General features: G+C 63.5%; 5 protein-coding genes. All 5 read left to right on the forward strand.

Translation table 11 applies throughout. The annotated features are described in order from the left end of the window. A partial coding sequence (locus EN738_RS31855; protein ID WP_127287053.1) for a DUF2182 domain-containing protein occupies positions 1 to 656 on the forward strand: 656 nt, incomplete at its 5' end. 13 nt (positions 657 to 669) lie between these two features. Further along, entirely contained in the window at positions 670 to 1,284 is a 615-nt protein-coding gene (locus EN738_RS31860; protein ID WP_127287054.1) for a DUF1326 domain-containing protein, read from the forward strand. Beyond that, positions 1,281 to 2,111, forward strand: coding sequence for a phosphatidylcholine synthase (pcsA, locus tag EN738_RS31865; protein ID WP_127287055.1), 831 nt, complete (start codon positions 1,281 to 1,283; stop codon positions 2,109 to 2,111). Before EN738_RS31860 ends, pcsA begins: the two co-directional genes overlap by 4 nt. A gap of 52 nt (positions 2,112 to 2,163) precedes the next feature. Further along, the gene (locus EN738_RS31870) at positions 2,164 to 3,141 is read left to right on the forward strand and encodes a quinone oxidoreductase (protein ID WP_127287056.1); all 978 of its coding nucleotides are present in this window, start codon (positions 2,164 to 2,166) and stop codon (positions 3,139 to 3,141) included. A gap of 209 nt (positions 3,142 to 3,350) precedes the next feature. After that, on the forward strand, positions 3,351 to 3,972 hold a 622-nt coding region (locus EN738_RS31875; RefSeq protein WP_189606084.1), incomplete at its 3' end, for an ATP-binding cassette domain-containing protein.

A 3,972-nucleotide genomic window follows, 5' to 3' on the forward strand; every position in this document is an offset into this window, starting at 1 on the left:
AGTTTTTCGCTCTCTGCCTGACACCGGCGCCGCTTGCCGATGCAATCAGCGCCCAGGCGCCGGCGCTTGTCCTGATGTGGTTCCTGATGGCCGTGGCGGCGATGCTGCCTTCCGCAGCACCAATGATCCGCACCTATTGCGAGATCGCCGATACCGCCCGCATCAAGGGCGAGCCGGTCGTCCACCCGCTGGTTCTGGTGGCCGGCTATCTTTGCACATGGCTCATCGCTTCGGCGCTGTTCGCGGGGCTGACCCTCGGCGTCCATGCTTTTGCTCCGGCGGGGCAATTGCTGGATCCGGTCGTGGGCATTGCCGGAGCGCTGGCCTTGCTGGTCGCAGGCCTCTACCAGTTCAGCGGCTGGAAGGAAGCCTGCCTGACGAAATGCCGGAACCCGTTCTCGATCCTGTTCGCAAACTGGAGCGCGAAACCCCAACGCATCTTCCGGCTCGGCCTGGAACAGGGCCTGTGGTGCCTCGGCTGCTGCTGGGCGCTGATGCTGGTGATGTTCGCCGTCGGCGCAATGAACATCTTCTGGATGGCGTTGATCGGCCTGTTCACCCTGATCGAAAAACAGACCCAGGGCAGGGTGGCAAGCCGGGTCGCCGGTGCGATACTGCTTGTCTGGGGCGCCGCCCTGCTATTAGTTTCGGCCTGAGGGGGAGAAGTCGATGACGGATCAGGGCTGGGCAATGAAGGGAGAGCTCGTCCTCTCCTGCAATTGCACGGTTTTTTGCCCCTGCGTGCTGTCGCTCGGCAGCCATCCGCCGACCGAGGGTTATTGCCAGACCTGGGCCGGTTTCCGCATCGACGCCGGCCATTTCGGTGACGTCGACCTCTCCGGGCTCAATCTAGGCCTGGTGATGGAAATCCCCGGATATATGAGCCGAGGCAACTGGACCGCCGGCCTGTTCATCGACAAGCGCGCCTCCGTCTACGCGGTCAAGGCGCTGACCAAGATCTTTACCGGCAAGGCCGGCGGCACAACCGCGCTGCTCTCCATCCTGGTTGGGAAATTCCTCGGCGTCGAACAGGTGCCGATCACCTATGAGACGCGTGACAAGACGCGTATCTTCCAGATACCAAAGATCATCGACGGGGCGGTGACACCGGTTCCCGGCAAGGACCGCGAGAAGGATACGGTGATCAGCAACTCCGAGTACTGGATCGCGCCGGAAATCATCGTGGCGAAGTCCGACAAGAGCAAGATGCGCGCCTTCGGCCGCAACTGGAACTTTGCCGGCCGTTCGGCCGAGATCTGCAAACTGGACTGGCGGGGCCCGTGAGCAAGAACACTACGGCCAGGAAAGCCGCCAAGAAAATCGCCGATCGGATTCCGCGACCGAAGAAGAAGGTGACGTGGCCGCAGGCGCGCGCCTTTTCGGTGCACCTGCTGACGGCATCGGGCTCGTTCCTGGCCTTCCTGTCGCTGGTCGCGGCGAGCGAGCAGCGCTGGACGGCGATGTTCTGGTGGCTGGGCCTGGCGCTGTTCGTCGACGGCATCGACGGACCGATCGCCAGGAAGCTCGAGGTCAAGGAGATCCTGCCGACATGGTCGGGCGAGCTCCTCGACAACATCATCGACTACGTGACCTACGTGCTCATTCCGGCCTTCGCGCTCTATCAGCGCGGCTTCATGGGCGAGAAACTGTCCTTCCTGTCGGCGGCCATCATCGTGGTGTCGAGCGCTATCTACTATGCCGACACCGGCATGAAGACGAAGGAGAACTTCTTCAAGGGATTCCCGGTCGTCTGGAACATGGTGGTGTTCACGCTCTTCGTCATTGAGCCGGGGCAGTGGGTTTCCTTCGCCGTGGTGGTGGTCGCCGGCATCCTCACCTTCGTGCCGATCAACTTCATCCACCCGGTTCGCGTGGTGCGGCTGAGGCCGATCAATCTCGGCATAACGCTTTTGTGGTGCGCCTTCGGCGCGCTGGCCCTGGCGCAGGCAGCGCTCGCCGCCTTCTACGACCAGATCGGCGTGCTGGGCGAACAGGTGAGCGTCTTCACCAAGGTCGGCATCACGGTCACCGGACTTTACCTCGCCTGCATCGGCGGTATCATGCAGTTCTTTCCAAGGCTCGGCGCCAAGCCCGGCGCCCGGAAAGACTGATCCCCGCGAAGGCCGGTTCCCAGGACGGCCCGATCCCAAGAGAGACTGCCCAATGCCCAAAGCGATCCGCATCCACGCCCATGGCGGCCCGGAAGTACTGATCTATGAGGACGCCGATCCGGGCCAGCCAGGCGCCGGGCAGATCCTGATCAGGCACACCGCGATCGGCCTCAACTTCATCGATGTCTACCATCGCTCGGGCCTCTATCCGCCGCCCGGCGGCTTTCCACTGATCCCCGGCGGCGAGGCGGCCGGCGTGGTGCTCAAAATCGGTGCCGACGTCGATTGGCTGAAGCCCGGCGACCGCGTCGCCTACGCCGTCAATGTCGGCGCTTACGCCGAGCAGCGGGTCATTGCCGCGGACCGCGTGGTGAAGGTGCCCGACGGCATCAGCGACGAGCAGGCGGCGGCGATGATGCTGAAGGGCATGACCGCGGAGTACCTCCTGCGCCGCACCTTCAAGGTGAAGGCGGGCGACACCGTCCTGTTCCATGCGGCGGCCGGCGGCGTCGGCCTGATCCTCGGACAGTGGGCCAAGCATCTCGGCGCCACCGTCATCGGCACGGCGAGTTCCGCCGACAAGATCGAGCTCGCCAGGGCGCATGGCTTCGACCATGTCATCAACTACAAGGAGCAGGATTTCGTCGCCGGCGTCGCCGCCATCACCGGCGGCAGGAAATGCGATGTCGTCTACGATTCCGTCGGCAACGATACGTTTCCCGCCTCGCTCGACTGCCTGAGGCCGCTCGGCACCTTCGTCAGCTTCGGCCAGTCCTCCGGGCCGATCCCGCCCTTCTCGATGTCGCTGCTGGCGCAGAAGGGCTCGCTGTTCGCCACCAGGCCGACGCTGTTCGTCTACAACGCCAGGCGCGAGGATCTCGTGGCGTCGGCCGAAGCCCTGTTCGACGTCGTGCTGAGCGGTGCCGTAGAGATCAAGATCAACCAGCGGTACGCGCTCAAGGACGCCGGCCGGGCGCATTCTGATCTCGAAGGAAGGCGTACGACGGGCACGACCGTCCTCATCCCCTGATGTCGTCGTTTTCGGCGGTTTGCCGCCGCCGTAAGCATTGGTCGCCAGAAAAGACAGCTCCCGATTTTCGTGGCCTTGCGGAGTACTTTTTTACCGCTTGAGTTTCCGCTGAAATTCTTGAAGCTCTTTCAAGTCGCGTGCCGCTTTCCGACGGGAGCCGGCCGCGCATACCATGCTTGCGGGAACACAGAACATATCTGGCAAACCAGATGGGAGGCACTGTGAGTGCAAATCACGACAGCGCGAATCTGCTTGAAGTTCGCGGGCTGACCAAGATTTTCGGCACGCTGACGGCGTGCAACCATGTCGACCTCAACATCGCGAAGGGCGAGATCCACGCGTTGCTCGGCGAGAACGGCGCCGGCAAGTCGACGCTGGTCAAGATGCTGTTCGGATCGCTGGAGCCGAATTCCGGCGAGATATTCTGGGACGGCCAGCCCGTCCGGATCGCCAGTCCCGGCGCCGCCAAGAAGCTCGGCATCGGCATGGTGTTCCAGCATTTCTCGCTGTTCGAGGCGCTGACGGCGGCCGAGAACATCGCGCTGTCGCTGGACGACGGCTCGCCCATCAGCAGCATCGCCGCCAAGGCGCGGGCGCTCTCCTACAGCTACGGCCTGCCGCTCGATCCGGAATCGCTGGTCGGTGACCTCTCCGTCGGCGAACGCCAGCGCATCGAGATCATCCGCTGCCTGCTGCAGACGCCGCAGCTCATCATCCTCGACGAGCCGACATCGGTGCTGACGCCGCAGGAAGCCGACAAGCTGTTCGAGACGCTGGAAAGGCTGCGCTCAGAAGGCAAGTCGATCCTCTACATCTCGCACCGGCTGGAAG

This window comes from Mesorhizobium sp. M4B.F.Ca.ET.017.02.2.1 (genome assembly GCF_003998955.1).
Taxonomy (GTDB): Bacteria; Pseudomonadota; Alphaproteobacteria; order Rhizobiales; family Rhizobiaceae; genus Mesorhizobium; species Mesorhizobium abyssinicae.

What these genes read in the sequence shown, in the direction of transcription:
- EN738_RS31870 (WP_127287056.1), top strand. Translation starts at nt 2,164, where the DNA reads ATGCCCAAAGCGATCCGCATCCACGCCCATGGCGGCCCGGAAGTACTG.
- EN738_RS31860 (WP_127287054.1), top strand. Translation starts at nt 670, where the DNA reads ATGACGGATCAGGGCTGGGCAATGAAGGGAGAGCTCGTCCTCTCCTGC.